This window comes from Pseudomonas sp. AFG_SD02_1510_Pfu_092, assembly GCF_003331055.1.
In the GTDB taxonomy this organism is placed as follows: domain Bacteria; phylum Pseudomonadota; class Gammaproteobacteria; order Pseudomonadales; family Pseudomonadaceae; genus Aquipseudomonas.
The window spans coordinates 23613-48228 of the sequence record NZ_PUQD01000039.1 but is presented as its reverse complement, the minus strand read 5'-3'; the positions used below and the strand labels follow the sequence as shown (position 1 = coordinate 48228).

General features: G+C 65.5%; 23 protein-coding genes and 1 pseudogene. 5 read left to right on the top strand and 19 right to left on the bottom strand.

Going from position 1 to position 24616, the window contains the following annotated elements; translation table 11 throughout:
- Positions 1-283 precede the first annotated feature (283 nt).
- Positions 284-784 carry a methylated-DNA--[protein]-cysteine S-methyltransferase gene (locus C6A77_RS16835; protein ID WP_114170475.1) on the top strand — a complete coding sequence of 167 codons (501 nt, stop codon included), beginning with the start codon at positions 284-286 and terminating at the stop codon, positions 782-784.
- A gap of 4 nt (positions 785-788) precedes the next feature.
- Here the strand turns inward: C6A77_RS16835 and C6A77_RS16830 are convergent, their stop codons facing one another.
- Positions 789-1028: a hypothetical protein gene (locus tag C6A77_RS16830; protein WP_114170474.1), complete on the bottom strand. Its 240-nt coding sequence runs from the start codon at positions 1026-1028 to the stop codon at positions 789-791.
- A complete protein-coding gene (locus tag C6A77_RS16825) occupies positions 1025-1768 on the bottom strand; it encodes a carbon-nitrogen hydrolase family protein (RefSeq protein WP_114170473.1) in 744 nt (247 codons plus the stop codon). Before C6A77_RS16825 ends, C6A77_RS16830 begins: the two co-directional genes overlap by 4 nt.
- A 164-nt stretch (positions 1769-1932) precedes the next feature.
- Here C6A77_RS16825 and C6A77_RS16820 point away from each other — a divergent pair, with 164 nt between their 5' ends.
- Positions 1933-2658, top strand: coding sequence for a metallophosphoesterase (locus tag C6A77_RS16820; protein WP_114170472.1), 726 nt, complete (start codon positions 1933-1935; stop codon positions 2656-2658).
- Here the strand turns inward: C6A77_RS16820 and C6A77_RS16815 are convergent.
- Positions 2606-3220, bottom strand: coding sequence for a LysE family translocator (locus tag C6A77_RS16815; protein WP_114170471.1), 615 nt, complete (start codon positions 3218-3220; stop codon positions 2606-2608). The two genes, C6A77_RS16820 and C6A77_RS16815, sit on opposite strands and share 53 nt — an antisense overlap.
- 195 nt (positions 3221-3415) lie before the next feature.
- Positions 3416-4234 (bottom strand): AraC family transcriptional regulator, encoded by an 819-nt coding sequence (locus tag C6A77_RS16810; RefSeq protein WP_114170470.1) that lies wholly within the window; start codon positions 4232-4234, stop codon positions 3416-3418.
- Positions 4235-4364: 130 nt separating this feature from the next.
- Here C6A77_RS16810 and C6A77_RS16805 point away from each other — a divergent pair, with 130 nt between their 5' ends.
- A complete protein-coding gene (locus C6A77_RS16805; protein WP_114170469.1) occupies positions 4365-4988 on the top strand; it encodes a LysE family translocator in 624 nt (207 codons plus the stop codon).
- Positions 4989-5093: 105 nt separating this feature from the next.
- Here C6A77_RS16805 and C6A77_RS16800 read toward each other — a convergent pair whose 3' ends face one another.
- From C6A77_RS16800 to C6A77_RS16730, 15 genes and pseudogenes are all read right to left on the bottom strand, one after another.
- Entirely contained in the window at positions 5094-5369 is a 276-nt protein-coding gene (locus tag C6A77_RS16800; RefSeq protein WP_110994954.1) for a peptidylprolyl isomerase, read from the bottom strand.
- A gap of 45 nt (positions 5370-5414) precedes the next feature.
- Entirely contained in the window at positions 5415-7373 is a 1959-nt protein-coding gene (locus tag C6A77_RS16795) for an acetoacetate--CoA ligase (RefSeq protein ID WP_114170468.1), read from the bottom strand.
- 147 nt (positions 7374-7520) lie between these two features.
- A complete protein-coding gene (gene eco / locus C6A77_RS16790) occupies positions 7521-7991 on the bottom strand; it encodes a serine protease inhibitor ecotin (RefSeq protein WP_114170467.1) in 471 nt (156 codons plus the stop codon).
- Positions 7992-8046: 55 nt separating this feature from the next.
- Complete coding sequence (gene hbdH / locus C6A77_RS16785; RefSeq protein ID WP_114170466.1) at positions 8047-8817, bottom strand: 3-hydroxybutyrate dehydrogenase; 771 nt, start codon at positions 8815-8817, stop codon at positions 8047-8049.
- Between the two features lie 10 nt (positions 8818-8827).
- Positions 8828-10219 carry a GntP family permease gene (locus C6A77_RS16780; protein ID WP_114170465.1) on the bottom strand — a complete coding sequence of 464 codons (1392 nt, stop codon included), beginning with the start codon at positions 10217-10219 and terminating at the stop codon, positions 8828-8830.
- Positions 10220-10488: 269 nt separating this feature from the next.
- Positions 10489-11889, bottom strand: a complete 1401-nt coding sequence (locus C6A77_RS16775) for a sigma 54-interacting transcriptional regulator (RefSeq protein ID WP_114170464.1) — start codon at positions 11887-11889, stop codon at positions 10489-10491.
- Positions 11890-12027: 138 nt separating this feature from the next.
- Positions 12028-13043 (bottom strand): annotated as a pseudogene (locus C6A77_RS16770) (ABC transporter permease).
- Positions 13043-14101: a microcin C ABC transporter permease YejB gene (locus tag C6A77_RS16765; RefSeq protein ID WP_114170463.1), complete on the bottom strand. Its 1059-nt coding sequence runs from the start codon at positions 14099-14101 to the stop codon at positions 13043-13045. Before C6A77_RS16765 ends, C6A77_RS16770 begins: the two are co-directional and overlap by 1 nt.
- On the bottom strand, positions 14098-16041 hold the full coding sequence (locus tag C6A77_RS16760) for an extracellular solute-binding protein (protein ID WP_114170462.1): 1944 nt from the start codon (positions 16039-16041) through the stop codon (positions 14098-14100). The genes C6A77_RS16765 and C6A77_RS16760 overlap by 4 nt, the downstream gene beginning before the upstream one ends.
- A gap of 13 nt (positions 16042-16054) precedes the next feature.
- Positions 16055-16336: a peptidylprolyl isomerase gene (locus C6A77_RS16755; RefSeq protein WP_114170461.1), complete on the bottom strand. Its 282-nt coding sequence runs from the start codon at positions 16334-16336 to the stop codon at positions 16055-16057.
- Between the two features lie 33 nt (positions 16337-16369).
- Positions 16370-17479 (bottom strand): 3-deoxy-7-phosphoheptulonate synthase, encoded by a 1110-nt coding sequence (locus C6A77_RS16750; protein WP_114170460.1) that lies wholly within the window; start codon positions 17477-17479, stop codon positions 16370-16372.
- 552 nt (positions 17480-18031) lie between these two features.
- Positions 18032-18583 carry a YbhB/YbcL family Raf kinase inhibitor-like protein gene (locus C6A77_RS16745; RefSeq protein ID WP_114170459.1) on the bottom strand — a complete coding sequence of 184 codons (552 nt, stop codon included), beginning with the start codon at positions 18581-18583 and terminating at the stop codon, positions 18032-18034.
- Between the two features lie 43 nt (positions 18584-18626).
- Entirely contained in the window at positions 18627-18947 is a 321-nt protein-coding gene (locus C6A77_RS16740) for a hypothetical protein (RefSeq protein ID WP_114170458.1), read from the bottom strand.
- A gap of 118 nt (positions 18948-19065) precedes the next feature.
- Positions 19066-20049 carry an endonuclease gene (locus tag C6A77_RS16735; protein WP_114170457.1) on the bottom strand — a complete coding sequence of 328 codons (984 nt, stop codon included), beginning with the start codon at positions 20047-20049 and terminating at the stop codon, positions 19066-19068.
- A gap of 175 nt (positions 20050-20224) precedes the next feature.
- Positions 20225-21106 (bottom strand): LysR family transcriptional regulator, encoded by an 882-nt coding sequence (locus C6A77_RS16730; protein WP_114170456.1) that lies wholly within the window; start codon positions 21104-21106, stop codon positions 20225-20227.
- A gap of 170 nt (positions 21107-21276) precedes the next feature.
- Here C6A77_RS16730 and C6A77_RS16725 point away from each other — a divergent pair, with 170 nt between their 5' ends.
- Both C6A77_RS16725 and C6A77_RS16720 read left to right on the top strand, forming a co-directional pair.
- Entirely contained in the window at positions 21277-22920 is a 1644-nt protein-coding gene (locus tag C6A77_RS16725; RefSeq protein ID WP_114170455.1) for an acetolactate synthase large subunit, read from the top strand.
- 134 nt (positions 22921-23054) lie between these two features.
- Entirely contained in the window at positions 23055-24614 is a 1560-nt protein-coding gene (locus C6A77_RS16720) for a sensor domain-containing diguanylate cyclase (RefSeq protein ID WP_114170454.1), read from the top strand.
- The last annotated feature ends 2 nt before the right edge of the window (positions 24615-24616 follow it).

Genomic DNA, 24616 nt, shown 5'->3' with positions numbered 1-24616 from the left:
CGCCGGTGTTCGCGGCTAAAGCCGCTCCCACAAGTACAGCGTGAGCCCCGGACCTGCGCCGTCCCAGTGGGAGCGGGTTCACCCGCGAAGCAGGCGACGCGGTGCATGGCACCGGCTACGCCGGTGTTCGCGGCTAAAGCCGCTCCCACAGGTACAGCGTTGAGCTGAGATATGCGCAGCTCCATGGCGGGCGGCGTCGCTTGTCAGAAGCGCAAGAAAGCGGATGCGGGCCGGGCTGTGGATGCGTACAGTAGCCTGATCGCAACCTGTCAGGAGCCGGCCCATGTCCAGCGCATTCACCTTCATGCAGTCGCCGGTCGGCACGCTGACCTTGGTCGCCCGTGGCGAATGCCTGGCAGCGGTGCTCTGGGAAGAAGAGCGGGAAAACCGCGTCCGCCTCGGTGCCCTGCACCGTGACGATCAAAGCCCGGTACTGCTGGAAACCGCCCGCCAGCTCGGCGAGTACTTCGCCGGCAAGCGTCGGCGTTTCGAGCTGCAACTGGACTTTGCCGGCACCGATTTCCAGCGCCAGGTGTGGGCCGCGCTGTTGGCGATACCGTTCGGTGAAACCCGCAGCTACAGCGACATCGCCCGGCACATCGGCAACCCCAACGCGGTGCGCGCGGTAGGCGCCGCCAACGGCCGCAACCCGATCTCGATCATTGCCCCGTGCCACCGGGTGATCGGTGCTTGCGGCAGCCTGACCGGGTTTGCCGGCGGCCTGGCGGCCAAGCAGTACCTGCTGGCGCTGGAAGGCCGGCAAAGCCTGGCACTGGACCTCTAGCGTTTCAGAGCCAGCTGGCGACCAGGCACATCAGTACGGCCAGGGCCGTGCCGGCCATCAGGCTGTAGTGCCGATGGGCCCGCTTGGCCTGGTGCCTGACTGCGCGCAGGTATTCGCCAGGCGTTGGCGCATCGGGGCGATGACGCAAGCCCTCGGCCACATCCGCCAATTGCCCATGAATCAGCAAGCCGACCACGTAGTAGGTAGCGGCGTAACTCAGCAACGCCAGCAGCAGATAACTCATCCGCGTTGTAGCGCCAGCGGCAGCGTCACGGCACTGGCAGTGGCGGTGTCGAACACGAGCAGCCCTTCGCTGTGGTCATCCAGGCTGGCCAGCAACTGCCCGTGGCGGTCCCAGGCTGCCGAGCCGCCCGCGCCGATAAAAGTGTCGGCCGGCCCTACGCAGTTGGCCAGCAACACCGGCATGCCCAGTTCGCGCGCGACTTCGGGGTAGTGCGCATATCCCTCGCGGATGCCTTTGGCGCTTTTCACCACGCTGACCATGTACAGGTCGGCGCCGTTTTCCCGCGCTGCGGCCGCATGCGCCATGAACATCGATTCGTAGCAGATCGCTGGCGCCAGCCGATGTTCGCCTACCTGCAGCAGCAATGCCTGGTCGCCGGGGGTGAAGTAAGCCAGCTCGTCATCGTGCAGGCGCCGCTTGGCATAGGCCTGGCGCGCGGTCCCGGGGCTGAAGATGGGCATGCCGATGCGGATGCCATCGGGGCTCGGCAACGGCAGGCCTACCGCGACGGTGACGCCGAGGCGGTCGCAGGCTGCCTGCAGCGGGTCCAGCCGCGCCGAGCTGACTGGCAAGGCAGCCTGCCGCGCGAGGGTTGGCTCATAGCCGGTCAGTGACAGTTCGGGGAACACCAGCAGTTCGGCACCCACGGCTGCTGCCTGTTCGATACAGGCCAGGTGGCGTTCGAGATTGGCTTGCACATCGCCCTTGAACGATTGCAATTGCACGGCGCACAGTTTCATGAAAGAGCCTTCCCTGGTTCAGGTTGAAGGGCCGAGCATACGCCTGGCCCAACGCCTGTTCCAGTGAAGGCCCGTTCATGAGGCTGTCTGCACGGCCGGGGTACCTTATGCCATGCTGTGCAGTGCACCATGAGCACTGGCGGCAGCAGCAGAGGAAAATTGCAATGACACGGTTTCGGCGGCTGATCGCCAATCTGCGCGGGCGGGACCTGGCGGTGGGCGATATCCACGGTCACTTCCAGCGCCTTGAGCAGTGCCTGGACGCGGTGGGCTTCGACCCGGCCGTGGACCGCCTGTTCAGCGTCGGTGACCTGGTTGACCGTGGCCCGGACAGCGCGGCGGCGCTGGAGTGGCTGGCGCAGCCCTGGTTTCATGCCGTGCAAGGTAATCATGAAGCGTTGGCGATTACCCGCGTGCGCGGCGGGCGGCTCGATCTGGACATGTACCGCGCCGCCGGGGGCAGCTGGTTTCTTGACCTGCCAAGGGCCGAGCAATTGCGCTTCGTGGAGCGATTCGAACAGCTGCCGATCGCCATCGAGGTGGAAAGTGCGGCGGGGCTGGTCGGCCTGCTGCATGCCGACAGCCCGTTTTCCGATTGGGCTGCCTTGCGCACCAGTCTGGAACTGGAAGACGACCGCAAAGTGCGCGAAGTCTGCCAGTGGTCGCGGCAGCGCCTGAAGGTTGGCCACACCCAACCGGTACAGGGCCTGCGCGCGCTGCTGGTCGGCCATACGCCGGTGCTGGAGGCCAAGCTGCTGGGCAATGTCTGGCACCTGGACACGGGCGGCTGGGCCAGCGGCCACTTCAGCTTGATGGACATGCGCACCCTGCAGCTGGTCAGCCCCGCAGCATGTGCACCAGCAATGCCGCCGCCAACAGCACCAGCATGACCCCGGAAGCGCGTTCCAGCCACGGCAGGGCGCGGGCGAAACGCCGCAGCACCCGCTGGTTGCCGATGGCCACGGCCACCAGCAGGTCCCACAGCAGCACGACACTGAACATCCACACGGCGCAGGTGGTTTTCCAGCCGACGCTGGCGTTGCTGACCATGCTGGCCAGGCTGGCGTAGAACAGCGCGTTCTTCGGGTTGAGGATGCCGGACAAAAACCCCATGGCCAACCCCCGCCACCAGCCCTGGGCTGCCTGCTGGCCGGCGACTGCACCCAGCTGGGTCTGCCCGGCATGGCGCAGGAACAGCACGCCGATGTACAGCAGATAACCGGCACCGGCCAGCTGCAGGGTGGTGAACAGCAGGCTGCCTTCTTGCAGCACCGACAGGCCGGTGAAGGCCATGGCGATGAACGCGCCATTGGCCAGGGCGATCCCCAGGCAGGCCCCACTGGCTACCCGCCAGCCGCTGCTGACCGAGGTGCGTGCGACCAGGAAGAAGTCCGGGCCGGGCGAGAGCAGGGCGAGGAAATGGGCGAGGGCGATGATCAGGAATGCTTGCATGGGCGCTGCTCTGGCGAAAAAGCCGAACTTTGCCCCTCGCTGCTCACGCCGTATTGAACAATATTGCAGACGCCTGCACGGTACCTGTGAGCGCGGGCAAGCCCGCGAAGCAGGCAACGCGGTGGCTGGCACCGGCTGTGCCGGTGTTCGCGGGCGCGCCCGCTCCCACATGAAGACCGAGCTGCCGGCAAAAACTCAACGGCGCTGGCAACCCCGATACTGCCCCGGTGTCACCCCCACATGGGCCTTGAACACCCGCTGGAAATGGCTCTGGTCGGCGAAGCCCAGGCGATAGGCCACCTCTGCCAGGGCCTGCCCCTCGCCGAGCAGGCGACGGCCTTGGTTGATGCGCGCGTTCAGCAAGTAGGCATGCGGGGTAAACCCGGTGGCAGCGCGAAACGCGCGGATCAACTGGTAGCGCCCAAGCCCCGCCTGTCGTGCCAGCGCATCGAGGCTGAGCTGCGTCAGGTCCTGGCTTTCGATGGCCTCGAGCAAGCCGTTCAATGCGCCCGCCGCCAGGGCAGGTGCCGGCGCCAGTGGCGCATGCGCGGACAAGTCCAGGTCACCCAGAAAGGCAATCAGCGCCGCCTCCTTCTCAGCGCTGCTGGCCTTGGAGAACAGCAAGCCGTTCAGCGCGCAGAACTGCCGATACACCCCCGCCACCCGGCAGATACGTGCCGGTTCACCGGGCCCGTCACCCGCCAGCCCGGACTCCCGGCGCAGTTGCGCCAGCCAGCCGCCATCCACATGCAGCATCTGGTAGCTCCACGCTTGCCCCGGCGCGGGGTTGCAGGCATGGACCCGGCGGGCCGGGACCAGCACCAGGGTGCCGGGCGTCAGGCGTTGCTGGCCGGCGGCAGCACCGCTGAAATGGCTGCAGCCGGCATCCACCGCACCGATGGAAAACGTCGGGTGGCTGTGGGCCTTGTAGCAGGCGCGGCTATGGCAGGCACGACGGCTTTCGACATGGGGCAGGGCCGGGTCGCGCCACAACGTGGCATGGGAACGGGGCATCACGGAGTCCTCAATATGGCCGGCAGGGTAAACAGCTACCGCGTACCCGTACAGTTTTTATCCCTGGCTGTCCCTTGACCGCAAGGCCTGGCCCGGTCGAAATGGACGGCTGTTGCCAGAGGAAACCACAATGGAACTGTCCAGCCTGCTGCTTTTCATCCCCGCCTGCTTCGCCCTGAACATGGCGCCGGGGCCGAACAACCTGTTGTCGCTGCACAACGCCAGCCGCTACGGCCTGCGCACCGCCTGTGTCGCCGGTGGCGGGCGTATTCTGGCCTTCAGCGGCATGATTGCCCTGGCGGCGATGGGCCTGGCTGTGGTGCTGCACACCAGCGAGTACCTGTTCCTGACCATCAAGCTGGTGGGGGCTGCCTACCTGTTCTATATCGCCTGGCAACTCTGGCGGGCGCCGGTGGGCGAGGCCGTGGTGGCAGGTGAGCAGCCACGGGGTACCTGGCGCCTGGCCCGCCAGGAGTTCTGGGTGGCAGCCGGCAACCCCAAGGCCATCCTGATCTTCACCGCGTTCCTGCCGCAGTTCGTCTCGGTGGGCAGCGCCACCCCGGTGAGCGAGCAGTTCCTCTGGCTGGGCGTACTGTTCCTGCTGCTGGAATGGGCGGCCATCGCCCTCTATTCGGGCCTGGGCGCCTACCTGCAGCGCTGGTTCAGCCAGCCCGGGCCACGGCGCCAGTTCAACCGGGGCAGCGCCTGCTTGCTGGGCTGCGCCGGCCTCGGTCTGCTGGCGGCGCGCCGCTAGAACTGCCAGCGCAGCCTGGTCGCCTCCATGCGGCCAATCTGGCCCCAGGAGAACAGCGGATTGTCGCCATATTCGAACGCGCCGACAATGCGCCCGCCGGCGGGGTCAGTCGCGGTAGAACGTCTGCACCAGGTGATAGCCGAATTTGCTCTTGATCGGCCCATGTACCACGCGCAAGGGCTTCTTGAAGATCACCTGGTCGATGGCGCCGACCAGCTGCCCCGGGCGGATTTCACCCAGATCGCCGCCACGCTTGCCCGAAGGGCAGGTGGAGAACTTTTTCGCCAGCACGTCGAAAGCTTCACCGTTGGCGATGCGCTGCTTGAGCTTTTCGGCTTCGTCAGCGGTCTTGACCAGAATGTGGCGGGCTTGGGCTTTCATGGGGTTACCTGTGCTTCGGGACTGAAAGGGCGGCATTATGCCCAATTACGGCTGTTCGCGTAGCTCCACGCGATCACGAAACTGCGCCAGCGCCTCGGGGTTGGCCAAGGCATCGGTGTTCTTCACCGGCAAACCATGCACCACATTGCGAATCGCCAGCTCCACCAGCTTGCCGCTGATGGTGCGCGGAATGTCATCGACCTGGGCGATCACCGCCGGGACATGGCGCGGCGTGGTGTACTGGCGAATCACCTGACGAATATGCTGGCGCAGGGCCTCGTCCAGCTGCAGGCCGTCGCGCAGGCGTACGAACAGCACCACCCGCACATCGCCGTGCCAGTCCTGGCCGATGGCCACGCTTTCCAGCACTTGCTCGACCTTTTCCACCTGGCGGTAGATTTCCGCCGTGCCAATGCGTACACCGCCCGGGTTGAGCACGGCATCGGAGCGGCCATGGATCACCAGCCCGCCACTGGCGCGCTGTTCGGCATAGTCACCCTGCGCCCACACCCCCGCGAACTGGCTGAAATAGGCGTCGTGATAACGGCTGCCGTCCGGGTCGTGCCAGAAGCCCAATGGCATCGACGGAAAGTTGCGCGTGCACACCAGCTCGCCTTTTTCGCCTTGCACCGGCTGGCCGTGTTCATTCCACACTTCCACCGCCATACCCAGGCCCTTGCACTGGATCTCGCCCCGGCGCACCGGCAGGGTCGGGTTGCCCAGCACGAAGCACGAGACGATATCGGTGCCGCCGGACATCGATGCCAGGCACAGGTCGGGCTTGACCTTGCGGTACACGTAATCGTAGCTATGCGGCGACAGCGGCGAGCCGGTGGACAGCAGCAGGCGCAAACTGCTCAGGCGATGGCTTGCCGCAGGCTCCAGGCCGGCCTGCTCCAGCGCCGCCAGGTACTTGGCGCTGGTGCCGAAAGCCTGGATGCGCTCGGCGTCGATCAGGTTCAGCAGCCGCTCGGGGCCGGGGTGCAGCGGCGAGCCGTCGTACAGCACCAGCGTGGCGCCCACCGCCAGGCCGCTGGCCAGCCAGTTCCACATCATCCAGCCGCAGGTGGTGTAGTAGAACAGCACGTCATCGGCCTTCAGGTCGTTGTGCAGGCCATGTTCCTTCAGGTGCTGCAGCAGCACGCCGCCCGCGCGGTGAACGATGCACTTGGGCACGCCGGTGGTGCCGCTGGAATAGAGGATGTACAGCGGGTGATCGAACGGCAGCGGGGTGAAGTGCGGCTCGCCGCCGGGCTGGTAGAACGCTTCCCACAGGCTGACATTGGCGGCCTGGAAGGCGTCGGGGCGGGTGTCGCGGCGGGTATGCGGCACCACGACAAGCTGTTGCAGCCCGGGCAGCTGCGCACACACCTGGTTGACCTTGTCCACCAGGTCGATGTCCTTGCCGGCGTACTGGTAGCCGGCGCAGGCGATCAGCAGCTTCGGTGCGATCTGGCCGAAGCGGTCGATGATGCCGTGCACGCCGAACTCGGGCGAGGCGCTGGACCAGATCGCGCCGAGGCTGCTGCAGGCAAGCATGGCGACCAGTGTCTGCCAGGTGTTGGGCATGATCGCGGCAACCCGGTCGCCGGGCACCAGGCCGGCCGCCTTGAACGCCGTTTGCAGCCCGGCTACCTGGGCCGCCAGCTGGGCATGGCTGAACTGCTGGCGCTGGCCGTCTTCGCGCACCGCGACCACGGCCAGGCGGTCATCGCGGCGGCGCAGCAGGTGTTCGGCGAAATTGAGTGTGGCGTCGCTGAACCACTGGGCATCGGGCATCTGCGGCCCTTCGCTGAGCACCTGGCTCGGCGGGGTATGCCAGTGCACCTGGAAATAGTCGGCAAGGGTCTGCCAGAAGGCGGGGCGCTGCTCGATGCTCCAGCGCTGCAGCGCGTGATAATCGTCGAGTTGCAGGTTGTAGCGCAGGTTGACCTGGCGGCGGAAGGCATCCATCCGGCTGGCCTCGATCTGCGCCGTGGAGGGGCGCCAGAGCACATCGTTCATGCCGAACCTCCAGATGATCATTTGGATTCGAGGGCCTCTTCGCGGGTTCGCCCGCTCCCACAGGTACAGCGTAGATGTCGAGCCGGTGACATCCTGTGGGAGCGGGCGTGCCCGCGAAGAAGGCCCCCTGGCAGCGGGGTTTGCGCGTTACTCTACTTTAGCCTTTTGCACATCCTGCGATGCGCTCCAGACGCGGTAGCGCACTTCGACATCCTTGGGCACATACACCACCACTGGCAGCTTGCTGTTGTAGCGCAGCATGAAGCCTTCACCGACCACCGGCACGAAGGCCTCGGTCTTCTTGCCATCCGGGCAGGCCATCAGCGTGCTGGCCGGGCCGCTGACCTTGTCCAGGCGGTAGTAGCTGTAGCCCCAGCCGTCCAGGGTGTGTTGTTCCAGGCTGCCGCCCAGGCGCTGGCGATTGCAGTCCACCTTGAGGGTCTTGCCAGCGAGGATTTCCAGTTGGTAGGCCGACTCGTCAGCCTGGGCCGGCAGGTGGATGACCTGCCGGGTGAAGCCTTTTTCCGCCTCGGGGTAGGGCGCGACGTCCTTCAGGCTGGCAGCCATCACGGGGGCGGCGGCCAGGGTCAGGGCGAGGATCATCGGGGTTGGGCGCATAGGGCCTCCTTGCAGATAAACGAATGCAAGACCGCCGCCAGGCCCAGGCCGCCCGTCATTGGGCCAACCAGCCACCATCGACGTTCCAGGCGGCACCGCGAACCTGGCTAGCGGCCTCGCTGCACAGGAATAGTACCAGCTCACCCAGGTGTGTGGGGGTGACGAAGGCCAGCGACGGCTGCTTTTCTGCCAGCAGATCGTGTTGCGCTTGCAGCGGATCGCCACCGTTGGCAGCACGATCGTCGATCTGTTTCTGCACCAGCGGCGTCAGTACCCAGCCCGGGCAAATGGCATTGCAGGTGACGTTGCTGGTGGCAGTTTCCAGGCCCACCACCTTGGTCAGGCCGACCACGCCATGCTTGGCCGCCACGTACGCCGCTTTGCCGGTCGAACCGACCAGGCCATGTACCGAGGCAATGTTGACGATACGCCCCCAGTTGCGCGTGCGCATGCCGGGCAGGGCCAGGCGGGTCCCGTGGAACACCGCCGACAGGTTGAGGGCAATGATCTTGTCCCAGCTTTCTGGCGGAAACTGCTCCACCGCTGCCACATGCTGGATACCGGCGTTGTTGACCAAGATGTCGACACCGCCGAAGTCGCGCTCGGCCAGCGCGAACAGGGCTTCGATCTGGGCTACATCGGACAGGTCGGCCGGGTGGTGGGCCACCTTCACCCCGTGCCGGGCGATTTCGGCCAGCGCCGCGGCCGGGTCGCCGAAGCCGTTGAGCACGATGTCGGCGCCTGCGCCGGCCAGCACCTGGGCAATGCCCAGGCCGATGCCGCTGGTGGAACCGGTGACGAGTGCAGTCTTGCCTTTGAGGGTCATGCAAAGCTCCTTAGACGATGCCGGTGGCATAGAACGTGGCAATGACCACGAACACTGCCAGGGTCTTGATCAGGGTAATGCCGAAAATATCCTTGTAAGCCTCACGGTGGGTCAGCCCGGTGACCGCCAGCAAGGTGATCACCGCGCCATTGTGCGGCAGGGTGTCCATGCCGCCGCTGGCCATGGCGGCCACCCGGTGCAGCACTTCCAGCGGGATGTTGGCGGCGTTCGCGGCGGCGATGAAGCTGTCGCCCATGGCCGCCAGGGCGATGCTCATGCCACCCGAGGCAGAGCCGGTGATGCCCGCCAGCAAGGTCACGGTGACGGCTTCGTTGACCAGCGGGTTGGGGATACCGCGCAGGGCATCGGCCAGCACCAGAAAGCCCGGCAGCGAGGCGATCACCGCGCCGAAGCCGTATTCCGATGCGGTATTCATGGCCGCCAGCAAGGCGCCGCCGACCGCGCTTTTGCTGCCTTCGGCCAGGCGTGTGCGGATGGCGCCGAAGGCGCACACCAGCACCATCAGGATGCCCATCAGCAACGCTGCCTGCACTGCCCAGATGGCGGTGAGCTTGGCCACATCGCTCTGTACCGGTGCGCTCATGCCGGGCAATTGCAGGCTGTGGCTGGTGCCGTACCACTGCGGGATCCAGTGGGTGAACAACAGGTTCATCACCCCCACCAGCAGCAACGGCGACAACGCCAGCCAGGGGTTGGGCAGGGCCAGGTCGGCGGCGGTCTCTGGCTCGTTGCGCAGCTGCGTGCCATAACCTTCACCGGCGCGCTGGGCCTTGTTGCGCTGGCGCTGCAGGTAGGCCATGCCAACGCAGAACACGAACAGCGTACCGATCAGCCCGAGCCAGGGCGCGGCCCAGGCGGTGGTGTTGAAGAAGGTGCTGGGGATGATGTTCTGGATCTGTGGGGTGCCGGGCAGGGCGTCCATGGTGAACGAGAACGCACCCAGGGCAATGGTGGCCGGGATCAGACGCTTGGGAATGTTGCTCTGGCGGAACATCTCGGCGGCGAACGGGTACACCGCGAACACCACCACGAACAGCGAGACGCCGCCATAGGTGAGCAGGGCGCAGACCAGCACGATCACCAGCATCGCCTGCCGGGTGCCGAGCACGCGGATGGCGGCGGCGACGATCGAACGGGAGAAGCCGGACAGCTCGATCAGCTTGCCGAACACTGCGCCGAGCAGGAATACCGGGAAGTACAGCTTGATGAAGCCGACCATTTTCTCCATGAACACCCCGGTGAATGCGGGGGCCACGGCGGACGGGTCGGTGAGCAGGACGGCGCCGAGGGCGGCGATGGGGGCGAAGAGGATTACGCTGTAACCGCGGTAGGCAGCGAGCATCAGCAGGGCCAGTGCGGCGAGGGCGATGAGCACGGTCATCGGGGTAGGTCTCCTGGGTGAGTCTTGTTTTTATCGGTGAGCAGGAGATAGCGGGAAACGTGCCAATTACTAACTGACTGATTTATAAGGACTTATTGTTTTTAATCAACATTGGTGTCTACAAGTTGAGACCGTAGGGGGCTGCTGTGCAGCCCATCGCCGGCAAGCCAGGTCCCACAGGGTTGCGCTGAGCCTTGTGGAAGCCTTGTGGGAGCTGGCTTGCCGGTGATCGAGGGCGCAGACCTCGCGGCGATCTCGAATTAGAAACATTAGTCTCCAACAAGAGACGAAATCCCGAGCGCCACCATTTTCTTGTACAAAGTCGAGCGCCCCAACCCTAACGCAGCGGCGGTCTGTGGCACATTTCCCTGATGTTCAGCCAAGGCATCGCCAATAAGCTTGCGTTCGAACTGCTCACAGGCTTCCCGGTACGTCTGCCGGACCGGCGCAGCGGCAACCGGGCTCAACGGCCCCAACGCCGCGCGCAAATCGGCTACCTCCAGCCGTGGCTGGTCTGCCAGCAGCGTGGCGCGTTCCAGCACATTGCGCAGTTCGCGGATGTTCCCCGGCCAGGCATGCCGCGCCAGCAACTGCTGCGCTTCAGGCGCAAGCTCGTACTGGCTGCCCAGCTCGCCCAGGATGGCCTCGCACAGCGCCGGCAGGTCTTCCAGCCGTTGCCGCAACGGCGGCACCTCGATCGGCAGCACATTCAGCCGGTAATACAAGTCGGCACGGAAGGCGCCGCGGGCGATGGCGGCCTGCAGGTCGATGGAGGTGGCGGCGATCACGCGCACATCGCTGCGCAACATCTGGTTCGAGCCCACCGGCTCATACTCCTTTTCTTGCAGTACCCGCAGCAGCTTGCTCTGCAGGGCCAGCGGCATGTCGCCGATCTCGTCGAGGAACAGCGTGCCGCCTTCGGCCAGTTGCAGCTTGCCGCTGCGGCCCTTGCGATCGGCGCCGGTAAAGGCGCCAGGGGCGGTGCCGAAAAATTCGGCTTCCAGCAGCGTCTCGGGGATCGCCGCGCTGTTGATGCTGACGAACGCCTTGTGCGCCCGCGCCGACGCCGCATGGATGGCGTGGGCGAGCAGCTCCTTGCCGGTGCCGGTCTCGCCCAGCAGCAACACCGGCGAGTCGCTGCTCGCACCACGCCGGGCGCGGCGCTTGGCCTCGAGGCTGGCGGCGCTGCTGCCGACGAACTGGGCGAAGCTGTACTTGGCCTGGCGGGCGCGCAACTGCGAGCGGGTCGAGGCCAGTTCCTGCTGCATGCTGGCATAGCGTTTGAGCAGCGGCGACAGGCTGCGCAACTCGTCGAACAGGGCAAAACCGATGGCGCCGATCAGCGCGCCCTGGCCGTCGTGGATGGGCAGGCGCATGACCACCAGGGGCTCGTTTGGCGTGTCGAGCATGTCCAGCAGGATCGGCCGGCCATTGCTGACCACCTCACGCATCAGGCTGCCGGGGATCACCGCTTCGCACGCTTGGCCGATGGCGCTGGCGGCATCGGCCAGGCCGAAACGCCGGGCGTAGCGCTCGTTCATCCAGACGATGCGCGCCTGGCGGTCGACGATGACCGTGCCTTCGCTGGACTGCTCGATGATCTCGAACAGCGAGCGGATCGCCAGTTGCCGTACCTGGGGGTAGTCCTTGAGGCTGTCGCTGTCGTGCATGGTAAAAATCCTGAAATCTATGTAAGCAGGGCCGGCCTCTTCGCGGGTAAACCGGCTCCCACAGGGGCATCACAAACCTTGAGGCTGTGGGGTACCTGTGGGAGCGGGTTTACCCGCGAAGGGGCCAGACCTGAAAGCCTAGCCCCTGGGGTCGAACGCCTCGCGCAGGGCATCGCCGATGAACACCAGCAGCGACAGGATCAGCGCCAGCGCAAAGAACGCGGTAAAGCCCAGCCACGGCGCCTCCAGGTGCTGCTTGCCCTGGGTCACCAGTTCACCCAGCGACGCGCTCCCGGCCGGCATGCCGAAACCGAGAAAGTCCAGTGCGGTCAGGGTGGTGATCGCGCCGGTCAGCATGAACGGCACGTAGGTCAGGGTGGCGTTCATGGCATTGGGCAGGATATGCCGAAGCATCACCTGGCGGTCCGGCAGGCCGAGGGCCCGGGCGGCTTTCACGTACTCCAGGTTACGCCCGCGCAGGAACTCGGCGCGCACTACATCGACCAGGGCCAGCCAGGAAAACAACGCCATGATCCCCAATAGCCACCAGAAGTCCGGCTCGACGAAGCCGCTGAGAATGATCAGCAGGTACAGCACTGGCAGCCCGACCACACTTCCAGCAGGCGCTGGCCGAACAGGTCGACCCAGCCCCCGTAGTAGCCCTGCAGGGCACCGGCGACCACCCCGATCAGCACGCTGATCACGGTCAGGGCGAAGGCGAACAGCAACGATACCCGCGTGCCATACAGCACCCTGGCCAGCACATCGCGGCCCTGGTCGTCGGTACCCAGCCAGTTGCTGGCGCTGGGCGGGCTGGGGGTGGGCACTTGCAGGTCGTAGTTGGGGGTGTCGGCGCTGAACGGGATCGGCGCGAACAGCATCCAGCCGCCTTGCCGCTCGATCAGCTGACGGACGTAGGCGCTGCGGTAATCGGGCTGGAACGGCAGCTGGCCGCCGAACTGCTGCTCGGTGTAGCGCTTGAGCGCCGGCACGTACAACTCGCCCTGGTAGCCCAGCAGCAAGGGTTTGTCGTTGGCCACCAGCTCGGCACCCAGGCTCAGCAGCAGCAGGCCGGCGAACAGCCACAGCGACACCCAGCCCAGGCGGTTGCGGCGAAAGCGTTGCAGGCGGCGCCGCGAGATGGGCGAAAGCATCAGTGCGCCCTCGCGTCGAAGTCGATACGCGGGTCGAGCAGGGTGTACGACAAGTCGCCGATCAGGCGGATCAGCAGGCCAGCCAGGGTGAAGATGAACAGGGTGCCGAACACCACCGGGTAATCGCGCGATACCGCAGCTTCGTAGCTCATCCGGCCCAGGCCATCCAGCGAGAAGATCACCTCGATCAGCAACGAGCCGGCGAAGAACACCGTGATCAGTGCCTGCGGCAAGCCGGCCACCACCAGCAGCATGGCGTTGCGCAACACATGGCCATACAGCACCCGGCGCTCGCTGAGGCCCTTGGCCCGGGCGGTGACCACGTATTGCCGGGAGATTTCGTCGAGGAAGGCGTTCTTGGTCAGCAACGTCAGCGTGGCAAAGCCGCCGATCACCAGGGCCCCGACCGGCAGCACCAGGTGCCAGAAGTAGTCGGCGAGCTTGCCCAGCAGGCTGAGCTCGTCGAAATTTTCCGAAACCAGGCCGCGTACCGGAAACCAGTTCAGCGATGTGCCGCCGGCGAACAGCACGATCAGCAGCAGGGCGAACAGGAACGACGGCAGGGCGTAGCCGACCACGATCAGCGCGCTGCTCCAGGCATCGAAGCGGCTACCGTGGCGCACTGCCTTGCGGATACCCAGCGGGATCGACACCAGGTAGGTGATCAGCGTGGCCCAGAAACCCAGCGACAGGGTGACCGGCAACTTGTCGAGGATAAGGTCGGTTACCTTGGCACCGCGGAAGAAACTGTTGCCGAACTCCAGCCGGGCGTATTGGCCGAGCATCAGCCACAGGCGCTCGGGGGCCGATTTGTCGAAGCCATACTGGCGCTTGATTTCTTCGATCAGTTTCGGGTCCAGGCCACGGGTAGCGCGGGACTCGCCATGGACCACCTCGGCCCGGGCGCCCGGCGTGCCACCGCCAATGCCCTGCAGGCGCGCCACGGCTTGTTCCACCGGGCCGCCCGGCGCGGCCTGGACGATGGCGAAGTTGACCAGCAGGATCGCCAGCAGGGTGGGGATGATCAGCAACAGGCGGCGCAGAATGTAGGTGGTCATGGCGAGGCCTTCAGGCGCTCGGCCATTTGCGTGTTGGTCAGCGCGGTGGGGCTGACTTCCCACCAGGTGTCCAGGCCTTCGTCATAGGCCGCCTGCACCTTGGGCAGACCAAAGCGGTTCCACCAGACGGTGGAGCTGCCCGGTGGGTAGTAGTTGGGGATCCAGTAGTAGTTCCATTGCAGCACCCGGTCCAGGGCATGGGCGTGCTGCAGCATGGCGGCCTGGGTGTCGGCACGTACCAGGCCGTCGATCAGCCGGTCCACGGCCGGGTCCTGCAGCACCATCAGGTTGTTCGAGCCGGGGTCGTGGGCCGCTGCCGAGCCGAAGTAGTTGTACAGCTCGGCGCCGGGCGACAGGCTCACCGGGTAGCCGGTGACGATCATGTCGTAATCGCGCGCCATCAGGCGGTTGACGTACTGCGCCGAGTCGACGTTGCGGATGTCCAGGGTCACGCCGATCTGCGCCAGGTTGCGCTTCCACGGCAGCAGCAGGCGCTCCATGCCGGCCTGGCCGTTGAGGAAGGTGAACGCCAGCGGCGTGCCCTGGCTGTTCACCAGACGGTCGCCTTGCGGGCGCCAGCCGGCCTGCTCGAGCAGCGCCAGTGCCTGCAATTGCTGCTTGCGGATGATCCCCGAGCCGTCGGTGACCGGCGCGCTGAACACCGAGGTGAAGACTTCGTCCGGCAACGCGTTGGCCGGCAACTGGCCGCGCAGCGCTTCGAGCAGCTGCAACTCGCCGGCATCCGGCAGCTTGCGGGCAGCCAGCGGGGTATTGGCGAACACGCTCTGCTGGCGGATGTACAGGTTGCGCATCATCTGCCGGTTGCTCCACTCAAAGTCCCACAGCATGCCCAGCGCCTGGCGCACGCGGCGGTCCTGGAACTGTGGCCGGTCGAGGTTGAAGACGAAGCCCTGGGCCACCTGCGGCTTGGCCGGGCCCAGGTGGGCGCGCTGCAGGCGGCCGTCGTCCAGTTGTGCGCCGTTGTAGCCCAAGGTGTAGCCCGTCGCGGAGAACTCGCGGTTGTAGTCGTAGCCGCCGCCTTTGAGCACCTGCCGCGCCACTTCGGTGTCGCCGAAGTACTCGATGCGCAGCTTGGCGAAATTGTAGCGGCCACGGCTGACCGGTAAATCTTTTGCCCACCAGCCCGGGTCGCGCTCGAAGGTGATGCTGCGGCCGTTGTCGATGCGCCCGATGCGGTACGGCCCGCTGCCGACCGGCTTGTCGAAGCCGGCGCCGTTGGCGAAGTCGCGCTGTTGCCAGTCGTGCGCGGGCAGTACCGGCAGGCTGGCGAGGTCCAGCGCCAGGGTGCGGCCGTGCTCGGGTTTGAAGTCGAAGCGCACGCGCTGCGGGGTTTCCACGACCACGGCGGCGACATCGGCGAACTGGGTGCGGTACCTGAGGCTGCCCTTGCTCATCAGCAGCTCGAAGGTGAAGCGCACGTCTTCGGCGCGCACCGGCCGGCCATCGGCGAAGGTGGCGCGCGGGTCGATGTCGAAGCGCAGCCAGGCATCGTCCGGGCCGCGCTCCATGCGCCGGGCGATCAGGCCGTAGACGGTATAGGGTTCATCGAAGGAGCGCACCGCCAGGGGTGCGTAGAGCAGGCCATCGACTTCGCTTACGCCGATGCCTTTGTCGATGTACGGCAGAATGTGGTCGAACTGGCCGATCTCGATGGCCGAGCGGCGCAGGATGCCGCCTTTGGGGGCGTCGGGGTTGACGTAGTCGAAATGGCGGAAGGTTTCGCTGTAGCGGGGGGCTTCGCCGTAGACGGTGAGGGCGTGGGTGGGCGCCGCGTGGGCATTGAAAGCCAGGCAAAGCAGGAGCAGACAACGCAACCCCTGTGGGAGCGGGTTTACCCGCGAAAGCGTCCTTGCAAGCAACCTTGTTGCCTGGCCTGACGCATTCGCGGGTGAACCCGCTCCCACAGGGGATCTCATCACCTGAACAGGTGAATCAGTCCTGGCGGCTGGTGACTTCCAGCAAGTGGTAGCCGAACTGGGTCTTCACCGGGCCTTGCACGGTGTTGACCGGCGCGCTGAACACCACGGTGTCGAATTCCTTGACCATCTGGCCCGGGCCGAACGCGCCCAGGTCGCCGCCCTGGCGGCTGGACGGGCAGGTGGAGTTGGCTTTGGCGATTTCAGCGAAGTCGGCGCCGGCTTCGATCTGGGCTTTCAGTTCGTTGCACTTGGCTTCACTGTCGACCAGGATGTGGCGGGCGGTTGCACGGGCCATGGGTACTGCTCCTTGGGGGGAAAAAGGGCAAGCCTAGCGCACTTGTCCGGGGTATGTCTCGCCAGGCTTGCAACCATCGGCCTGGAGTTTTTGTGCCGCCTCGCGCAACAGGGTTTCGGTAGCCGACCAGCCCAGGCAGGCGTCGGTGATCGACACGCCGTATTTCAGCGTACCCTTGCCCAGCGCCTGGCAGCCATCGAACAGGTGCCCTTCGATCATCACGGCCACGATCGAGCGGTCGCCGGCCAGGCGCTGCGCCAGCACATCGTTGAACACCGCCGGCTGGCGCGCCGGGTCCTTGCCGCTGTTGGCGTGGCTGCAATCGACCATGATCCGCGCCGGCAGCCCGGCCTTGGCCAACGCCTGGCGGGCCATGGCGATGCTACTGGCATCGTGATTGGGGCCGCTGTGGCCGCCGCGCAGCACCAGGTGGGTGTGCGGGTTGCCCAAGGTTTCGATGATCGCCGGGTAGCCCTGCGCATCCATGCCGAAATGCCGGTGCGGGTGGGCGGCACTGCGCATGGCATCGCTGGCAATCGCGATGCCGCCGTCGGTGCCATTCTTGAAGCCGACCGGCAGCGTCAGGCCACTGACCATTTCGCGGTGCACCTGCGACTCGGTGGTGCGTGCGCCAATCGCGGCCCAGGCCAGCAGGTCGTCGAAGTAGCCGGCCGCCATCGGTTGCAGCAGCTCGGTGGCCACCGGCAGGCCGCGCTCGATCATGCTCAGCATCAGCCCGCGGGACAAGGCGATACCCGCGTGCATGTCGTCGCTGCCATCCAGGTGCGGGTCGTAGGCCAGGCCTTTCCAGCCCACTGTGGTACGCGGTTTCTCGACGTAGGCGCGCATCACCAGCAGCAGCTTGTCGTCGACTTCGCGGCTGAGGGCGGCCAGGCGGTCGGCGTATTCCAGGGCCGAGCGTGGGTCGTGGAGCGAGCACGGGCCGACGATGACCAGCAGGCGCTGATCGCGGCCTTCGAGGATGGCACGGATGGCCTGGCGGTGGGCATCGACTTGCTGGGCCAGGTCGGTGGACAGCGGCATCTGCTGCTTGAGCAGGTGCGGGCTGGGCAGGCGCTTGCTGACAGTGGTATTGGCCGCTTGCGGCTGGGTCAGGGGCAGGGCGAGGCTGGAAGCTTGCATGGCGTATTTCCCTGGGCGGACCGCGCGTCGTGGCCCGCGTGGTCGGCCCTATCGAGGTGTTCGACAGATCGTTGAAGGCTGGTTGGCTGCTGCGATGCCACCTGTGCAAGACCGAACGGAGGCGGCAGGCTGGCCCGAACGGGATTGGCTAAATCGCCAGGCGGAGGTGTCTGCGTAGTAATAAGTGGCGTAGTTCATGAATCTTTCCTCAAGGTGAATCGGTGTTGTTCAAAGGCCTGAAAAGCAAAACCCCCGGTCGGGGAGCCGACCGGGGGTTTGAGTATTCTCATGTTCGGCGGCCCCTCGAAGGTGGGCGCCGTGTGGGTATCGGCGCCTAGTGGCTAAACCAATACCCAAAGTAATAGCTGGCAGGTGCCACGCAGCCGGCAACGGCCAGCACAGGGCGCAGGCTGCGACCGGTGTGGTTGGCGGGGATGCGGGTGTGTTTCGGCATGTTGCTCTCCAGTGATTGAGCCCGAGCTTACTTCAGTTCGCCGGGGCCATTCAATGGATAAATGTTATGGCGGCGATCATTTGTTTACGCTGCCGGGTTCAGTGGCCATAGCGGCCGACCAGGCTCTGTGCGCCCAGCGCGTGGCCTTGCAGCAGTTGCAACAGGCCGCTGCGGTCCAGGCCTTCGGGCAGCGTGCCCAGCGGCAGGTCGGTGGCGATCAGGGTCAAGGCGTAGTGATGCGGGTTGTCGCCGGCGGGCGGGCAGGGGCCCCGGTAGCTGAGGGTGCCACGCGAGTTGCGCCCCACGGTCACGCCTGGCCCGGTCAGCCCGGCGACGCCTTCCTTCAGCCCATCCTGGGCCGGGTCGATGTTGTAGGCGACCCAGTGGACCACGCCGATGCCCTTGCCGCCGTCCGGGTCGAACATGATCAGCGCCAGCGACCGGGTGCCGGCGGGGAGGTTGTCCCAGCTCAGTTGCGGCGTGCGCTCCTCGCCAGCGCCGCAGGCCGGGTCCGGGCCGACCTGCTGCAAGGCGATCACCCCGCCGTCGGTGAACGACGATGAACTGATCGCCAGCGCACCCTGGCCACCCGCGACGGCCAGGGCACTGAAGGGCAGCACGGCGGCAAGCAGCCAGGGCTTGAGGTTCATGGTGAATCCTTGGCAGGGCGTTTCGGCGCAGTGTAGCCCAGCCTCAGCGGCTGTCCTGGTCCTCGGCGCTGCCGCCGGTGTGGCCCGCGCCGGAGCCGGTAGCTTCGCCGGTACTGTTGGAGCCGCCAGCGGCGCCGTCGGCGGCATCGCTGTTGCTGCCGGTGTCGCTGCTGTCGTTGTCTTGGCTGCTGCCGGGGCTGTTGACGCTGCTGCCTTCGCCAGCGGTCTTGCCACCGGTCTGGTCGGTTTGCGGATGGGCGTCGGTATGGGTGTCGGTATGGCTATCGGTGGCGGCGAAGCTGGTGCCGGCGAGGGGCGCCAGGGCAAGGGCCAGGCACAGTGACAGGGGACGAATGCGGATCATGGAACCTCTCCTTTGCGGATGATCTGTCATTCGTTGGGCTGGGCAGGGGAAACGGGGTGCCATCCGGGCGACGGGTGGTCATTCCCGTCAGCGGCCGCCAGCCCCCGAAGCCGCGCAATCAGCGGCAGTTGCCCGCTTTGCGATAACCCGCCGCCTGGGCCTCACCTTCGGTGGCGAAAGTCACCTGGTTCTTCGCTGCCACCTGGGCATAGCCCGGGCAGCCGACGGACAGGTGATAGACATGGCTGTTGCGGTTGCCGAGCACGGCACCGGCTGACCCGGCCGACCCGGCCGACCCGGCACTGGCCAGGCTCGGTTTGGCCTGCGCCCTGGGCACTGCTGCCGGCGCGGCCTGCACCACGCCGCTGCCCTGCGGCTTGTAGTTGGCGGTCCACTTGCGTTCGCCGGTGACGAAGGGGTTGGCATGCCCCATGATGCTGGCGATGCGCCGGTTGCGCTCTTTTTCCCAGGCCGACACCGGGTGCTGTTTGTCCCAGGCCATCAGCAGCTGTTGCTGCTGGCGCGACATGCTCAGTTTGTAGCGGTCGTACATGTAGAACGTGGTACGGGCGACCAGGCCTTTCACTTCGTCACGCGGCTCGGCGGCACGCTGGACGAAATCGACCTTGGTGCTGCACTGCCCGTACTGGCCTGGATTGCCGGCAACCATGCCGTAGTTGAAGTTGCTGCGGTCGCCGTTGACCTCGCCTACCGCCGGATACAGGTTGAACAGGTCGGCCTCCATGGCGCGGAACACCGGGTCGTCATCCACGCAATGTTCGCGGCCGCCGTTCTTCCAGCATTGGCGCTGGTTGCCGAAGGTGTAGGCGGGCACGATGTGCTCCCACTCGGTGCGTTCGGCGCGGTTCTGCTGCTTGCGGGTTTGGTAGCCGCACGAGGCGGCATCGATACGCCCGCCAGACTTGCCCACCCAGGTCCATTTACAGCCGCAGTACAGGTCACCCATGGCGCTGCTGGCCTGGTCCATGTACACCTTCTGCTTGGCTACCACCTTGGCTTCGGTAAAGGTCGCCGGCGGGCTGGCCAGGGCAGGGAAGGTAAAGGAAAACAGCAAGGTTAAGGCGTAAAGCAGTGATTTCATGGGAAAAACATAATTCAGGTTGGGTAGCGCATTGTAAGCATTTCGCCGTCGCTGACCAGCTTGCCGGGTGACCGGGCACCGGCTGCGCCGGTGTTCGCGGGCACGCCCGCTCCCACAGTTCAGCAAACCCTTGTGGGAGCGGGCGTGCCCGCGAAAGGGCCAGAGCAGGCTGGCCCTAGCGCTCCAGGTAATGCATCTGCGCGGCAAAATCGATGAAGCGCTTGCTGGCCAGCGACAGGTATTCGCCCGAGCGCCAGCACAGGCGGAAACTCATCAGCTGCGCCGGCCGGAACGGCACCCCGACAATGCCTGGCGTGCGCTGCTGCACCGAGCGCAGCAGGGTCGCCACGCCCATGTTGTCCAGCGCCGCCTGCACCACCAGCGAGACGAAGTTGCTCTGCAGCGCCACCTGGTAGGTAATGCCATGCTCGGCAAAGAACGCATCCAGCAGGTGGCGCTGCACGAAGGTCCGGTCGAACACCACCATGTCGGTATTGCGCAGGTCCTCGGCGGTGAGAAAGGCTTTGCCGGCGTAGGGATGGTCGGGGTGCATGCACGCCAGCATCTCGTCGCTGCCCAGCAGGATCGACTCCTTGTCCGGCGGCACGCGCCTGGACTCCAGCAGCGCCAGGTCGATTTCCCGCTGTTCCAGGCGCTGGCCGATGTCCTCGGCACTGCCTTCAAACACGGTCATGGCAATGCCCGGGTACAGCTTGCGGAAGGCGTTCATCAACCCGGGCACATAGTGCAGGCCGAACATTGGCGGAATGCCCAGGCGTACTTCGCCGCGCTTGAGGTCGGCCATGTCGCGCAGCTCTTGGCGGGCCACATCCATCTCGCGCAGGGCCGAGGCAATGCGGGGCAGAAACTGTTCGCCCTCGGCGGTGAGGATGACTTTGCGCGTGGTGCGGTTGAACAGGGTGACGCCCAGTTCCTCTTCCAGGCGGGTCACCGCCATGCTTAGTGCCGGTTGGGCGATGTGCAGGTGCTGCGCGGCCTTGGTGAAGCTGCCTTGGCGGACGATCTCGACGCAGCAGCGCAATGCCTTGAGGTTCATTGAGGGGCTTTACCATTCATAACAAGTTGTGATGCTGAGCATCATAACAATATATTTATTATTATTAACCAGAGGGCCTACGATGCGCGCCACTGAGACATCCTGCAACATCTCAGTCACGCAGCTTAATAAATCTGCAATCCCACAAAGATTTTGAGGTAGTACCCCAAATGGCCAAGGCCGCCGATGTCGTTGTGCAATGCCTGGAAAACGAAGGTGTCGAGTATGTGTTCGGCATTCCCGGTGAGGAAAACCTCGACCTGCTCGAATCCCTGCGCAAGTCGAAGATCAAGCTGGTACTGACCCGTCACGAGCAGTCTGCAGGTTTCATGGCTGCCACCTATGGCCGCCTGACCGGCAAGACCGGCGTCAGCCTGTCGACCCTCGGCCCTGGCGCCACCAACCTGGTCACCGCCAGCGCGTACGCCTACCTGGGTGGCATGCCGATGATGATGATCACCGGCCAGAAGCCGATCAAGAAGTCCAAGCAGGGCCGCTTCCAGATCATCGATGTGTGCGGCATGATGGACCCCATCACCAAGTACACCCACCAGTTCGCCTCGGCCGACAACATCCCGGCGCGCATGCGCGAAGCCTTCCGCCTGGCTGAAGAAGAAAAGCCCGGTGCCGTGCACCTGGAACTGCCGGAAGACATCGCCGCCGAGCAGACCGACGCCCTGCCGATTCCGCCAAGCCTGCACCGCCGTCCGCTGGCCGAGCACGTGGCCATCGAAGCTGCCGTGCAGAAGCTGCAGAACGCCCGCAGCCCGATCCTGGTGATCGGCGCCGGCGCCAACCGCAAGATGACCGCCAAGGTCCTCAAGCAACTGATCGACAAGACCGGCATCCCGTTCATCACCACGCAGATGGGTAAAGGCGTGGTCGACGAGCGCCACCCGCGCTTCCTCGGCAACGCTGCACTGTCGTCCGGTGACTTCGTCCACCGCGCCATCGAAGCCGCCGACCTGATCATCAACATCGGCCACGATGTGATCGAGAAGCCGCCGTTCTTCATGGTCCGTGGCGGTACCGAAGTGATCCACATCAGCTTCCGCTCCGCCGAAGTCGATGCCGTGTACTTCCCGCAGGTGGAAGTGATCGGTGACATCGCCAACGCCGTGTGGCAGATCAGCGAAGCGCTGACCGACACCGCGCATTGGGACTTCACCCGCCTGATGGCGATCCGTGAAGCCAACGAAGCGCAGATCGCCGAAGGTGCCGACGACGACCGCTTCCCGGTGTACCCGCAGCGCCTGGTCGCCGACATCCGTCGCGTACTGCCGTCCGAAGGCATCGTCGCCCTGGACAACGGCATCTACAAGATCTGGTTCGCCCGCAACTACAAGGCACACAAGCCGAACACCGTGCTGCTGGACAACGCCTTGGCGACCATGGGCGCCGGCCTGCCATCGGCCATGGCTGCGCACCTGGTGCACCCGGACCGCCCGGTCATCTCGGTATGCGGTGACGGCGGCTTCATGATGAACAGCCAGGAGCTGGAAACCGCTGTGCGTCTGGGCATGCACATCACCGTGGTGATCCTGCGTGACGATGGCTACGGCATGATCCGCTGGAAGCAGGCCAACATGGGCTTCACCGATTTCGGCCTGGACTACGGCAACCCGGACTTCGTCAAGTACGCCGAAGCCTACGGTGCCAACGGCCACCGTGTGGAAAGCGCCGAAGGCCTGCTGCCGCTGCTCGAGCACTGCATCAACACGCCGGGCGTACACGTGATCGACTGCCCGGTCGATTACAGCGAGAACGACCGCATCCTCAACAGCGAGCTGCGTGAGCGCGCGCTGGCGGTGTAACGCCTGACAGGCACGGCGCCACCTTCAGGCTGGCGCCGTACCTGCCTGTTTCCATATCCCCCATCGCCCTCAGGGCCCTTGCACCCATGGCGGAGTCTTCTACGCTCTGAAGGGGGCAGGGGGAGCCGCTATTCATGGACAGAACCAGCGCGCGATACATCGGCATTCGCGGCCTGATGCTGTCGCTGTTGTCAGCCAGTGTCGTGGTCACCCTGGCCACTTGCCTGGTGGTCGCCTACGGGGTGCTGCGCGACTCGCTGATCCATTCGGCCCTGGAGTCGCACAAGGCCTACGCCTACAAGGTGGCCTCGGGGATCGACCAGTTCATCCATTCGGTGCATGAGCGCCTGCAATACAGCAGCCAGCTGATCGGGCAGGACTTCAGCAACCATGCCCTGGCGATATCCGAAGCGAAACGCCTGCAGGTGCAGGACTCCGAGCTGCAGATCGTGGTTGTCGCTGATGCTGCGGGGAACATCCTTGGCGGTTACCCGCAACTGGACTTTGCCAAAACCGTGAAACTCGGCGAGGCCGCCAGGCAGGCGGCAAGCGCCGGGCGCCCGCTGGTGAGCAAGGCCTTCACCTCTCCCGAGGGCCATTTCAGCGTGTTCATTTCCAACCCCGTGCGGGATGAGCAAGGCAATGTGCTTGGCTTGATCGGCGGCGTGGTGAACCTGCGCGAAGGCGGGGTGATGAGCATTCTGCTCGGCGGCCATCAGCTGGCCGACGCCTTTGCCTTCGTCGTGGACGAAAACCTGCAAATCCTCTACCACCCGGATGCCGCCAGGCTGGGCGCGGTGCTGAGCGCCAGCGCCAGTGCCAACGCAGCCTTGCGCGGTGACGACGGGGAGCTGGAAACCAGCGATTATCGCGGCATACCGATGCTGGCCGGGTATGCCGAAATCAAGGGCGCGCACTGGGCGGTGGTAACCCAGCAACCACGGGACAACGCGCTGCATCCGTTGCGCAACCTGATGCGCGACATGCTATGGAAACTTCTGCCAGTGGGGCTGTTCGGGCTGCTGCTGCTTCTTGCGGTATCCACCTGGGTCGCCCGCCCTTTGCGGCAGCTGGCCAACAGTGCCCGCCATATGCCTGACGCCGATGCCAGCGGGGAGCTGCGTCGGCTGAATGCCTGGTACGCCGAGGCGGCGGCGATTCGCAGTGCACTGCTGGCCGGGTTGCAGTCGCTGGACCAGAAGATCAGCACCTTGCACCACGCGGCAGAAAGTGACCCGCTGACCGGGCTGGTCAACCGTCGTGGCATGAATGCGGCATTGGCGATCCTCGACCAACAGGCGCAGCCGTACAGCGCACTGGCGCTGGATATCGACCATTTCAAACGGGTGAACGATACCTGGGGGCATGACGTCGGCGATGTCGCGCTGCAGCATATCGCCGGCATCATCCAGGCCTGCTCCCGCACTGGCGACCTGGCGTGCCGTGCCGGCGGCGAAGAGTTCTGCCTGCTGTTGCCGGATACCAGCCTGCAAGTGGCCACCGAGATTGCCGAACGCATCCGCACCACGATCGCGGCCAGCCCCCTGGACCCGGTTGGCGCGATGACGATTTCCATCGGGGTGGCCTGCCGCACCTACGCCGAGCAACCGTCCGGCGCCATTTTAAAATGCGCCGATGAGCGCCTGTACAAAGCCAAGGACACCGGGCGCAACCGCGTGGTCAGTGGCGATTGAGC

Bases quoted from the DNA above. Each gene is read 5' to 3' on its own strand.
- C6A77_RS16835 (WP_114170475.1), top strand. From the start codon at position 284: ATGTCCAGCGCATTCACCTTCATGCAGTCGCCGGTCGGCACGCTGACC.
- C6A77_RS16830 (WP_114170474.1), bottom strand. From the start codon at position 1,028: ATGAGTTATCTGCTGCTGGCGTTGCTGAGTTACGCCGCTACCTACTAC.
- C6A77_RS16825 (WP_114170473.1), bottom strand. From the start codon at position 1,768: ATGAAACTGTGCGCCGTGCAATTGCAATCGTTCAAGGGCGATGTGCAA.
- C6A77_RS16820 (WP_114170472.1), top strand. From the start codon at position 1,933: ATGACACGGTTTCGGCGGCTGATCGCCAATCTGCGCGGGCGGGACCTG.
- C6A77_RS16815 (WP_114170471.1), bottom strand. From the start codon at position 3,220: ATGCAAGCATTCCTGATCATCGCCCTCGCCCATTTCCTCGCCCTGCTC.
- C6A77_RS16810 (WP_114170470.1), bottom strand. From the start codon at position 4,234: ATGCCCCGTTCCCATGCCACGTTGTGGCGCGACCCGGCCCTGCCCCAT.
- C6A77_RS16805 (WP_114170469.1), top strand. From the start codon at position 4,365: ATGGAACTGTCCAGCCTGCTGCTTTTCATCCCCGCCTGCTTCGCCCTG.
- C6A77_RS16800 (WP_110994954.1), bottom strand. From the start codon at position 5,369: ATGAAAGCCCAAGCCCGCCACATTCTGGTCAAGACCGCTGACGAAGCC.
- C6A77_RS16795 (WP_114170468.1), bottom strand. From the start codon at position 7,373: ATGAACGATGTGCTCTGGCGCCCCTCCACGGCGCAGATCGAGGCCAGC.
- eco (WP_114170467.1), bottom strand. From the start codon at position 7,991: ATGCGCCCAACCCCGATGATCCTCGCCCTGACCCTGGCCGCCGCCCCC.
- hbdH (WP_114170466.1), bottom strand. From the start codon at position 8,817: ATGACCCTCAAAGGCAAGACTGCACTCGTCACCGGTTCCACCAGCGGC.
- C6A77_RS16780 (WP_114170465.1), bottom strand. From the start codon at position 10,219: ATGACCGTGCTCATCGCCCTCGCCGCACTGGCCCTGCTGATGCTCGCT.
- C6A77_RS16775 (WP_114170464.1), bottom strand. From the start codon at position 11,889: ATGCACGACAGCGACAGCCTCAAGGACTACCCCCAGGTACGGCAACTG.
- C6A77_RS16765 (WP_114170463.1), bottom strand. From the start codon at position 14,101: ATGACCACCTACATTCTGCGCCGCCTGTTGCTGATCATCCCCACCCTG.
- C6A77_RS16755 (WP_114170461.1), bottom strand. From the start codon at position 16,336: ATGGCCCGTGCAACCGCCCGCCACATCCTGGTCGACAGTGAAGCCAAG.
- C6A77_RS16750 (WP_114170460.1), bottom strand. From the start codon at position 17,479: ATGCAAGCTTCCAGCCTCGCCCTGCCCCTGACCCAGCCGCAAGCGGCC.
- C6A77_RS16745 (WP_114170459.1), bottom strand. From the start codon at position 18,583: ATGAACCTCAAGCCCTGGCTGCTTGCCGCCGTGCTGCCCTTCAGTGCC.
- C6A77_RS16740 (WP_114170458.1), bottom strand. From the start codon at position 18,947: ATGATCCGCATTCGTCCCCTGTCACTGTGCCTGGCCCTTGCCCTGGCG.
- C6A77_RS16735 (WP_114170457.1), bottom strand. From the start codon at position 20,049: ATGAAATCACTGCTTTACGCCTTAACCTTGCTGTTTTCCTTTACCTTC.
- C6A77_RS16730 (WP_114170456.1), bottom strand. From the start codon at position 21,106: ATGAACCTCAAGGCATTGCGCTGCTGCGTCGAGATCGTCCGCCAAGGC.
- C6A77_RS16725 (WP_114170455.1), top strand. From the start codon at position 21,277: ATGGCCAAGGCCGCCGATGTCGTTGTGCAATGCCTGGAAAACGAAGGT.
- C6A77_RS16720 (WP_114170454.1), top strand. From the start codon at position 23,055: ATGGACAGAACCAGCGCGCGATACATCGGCATTCGCGGCCTGATGCTG.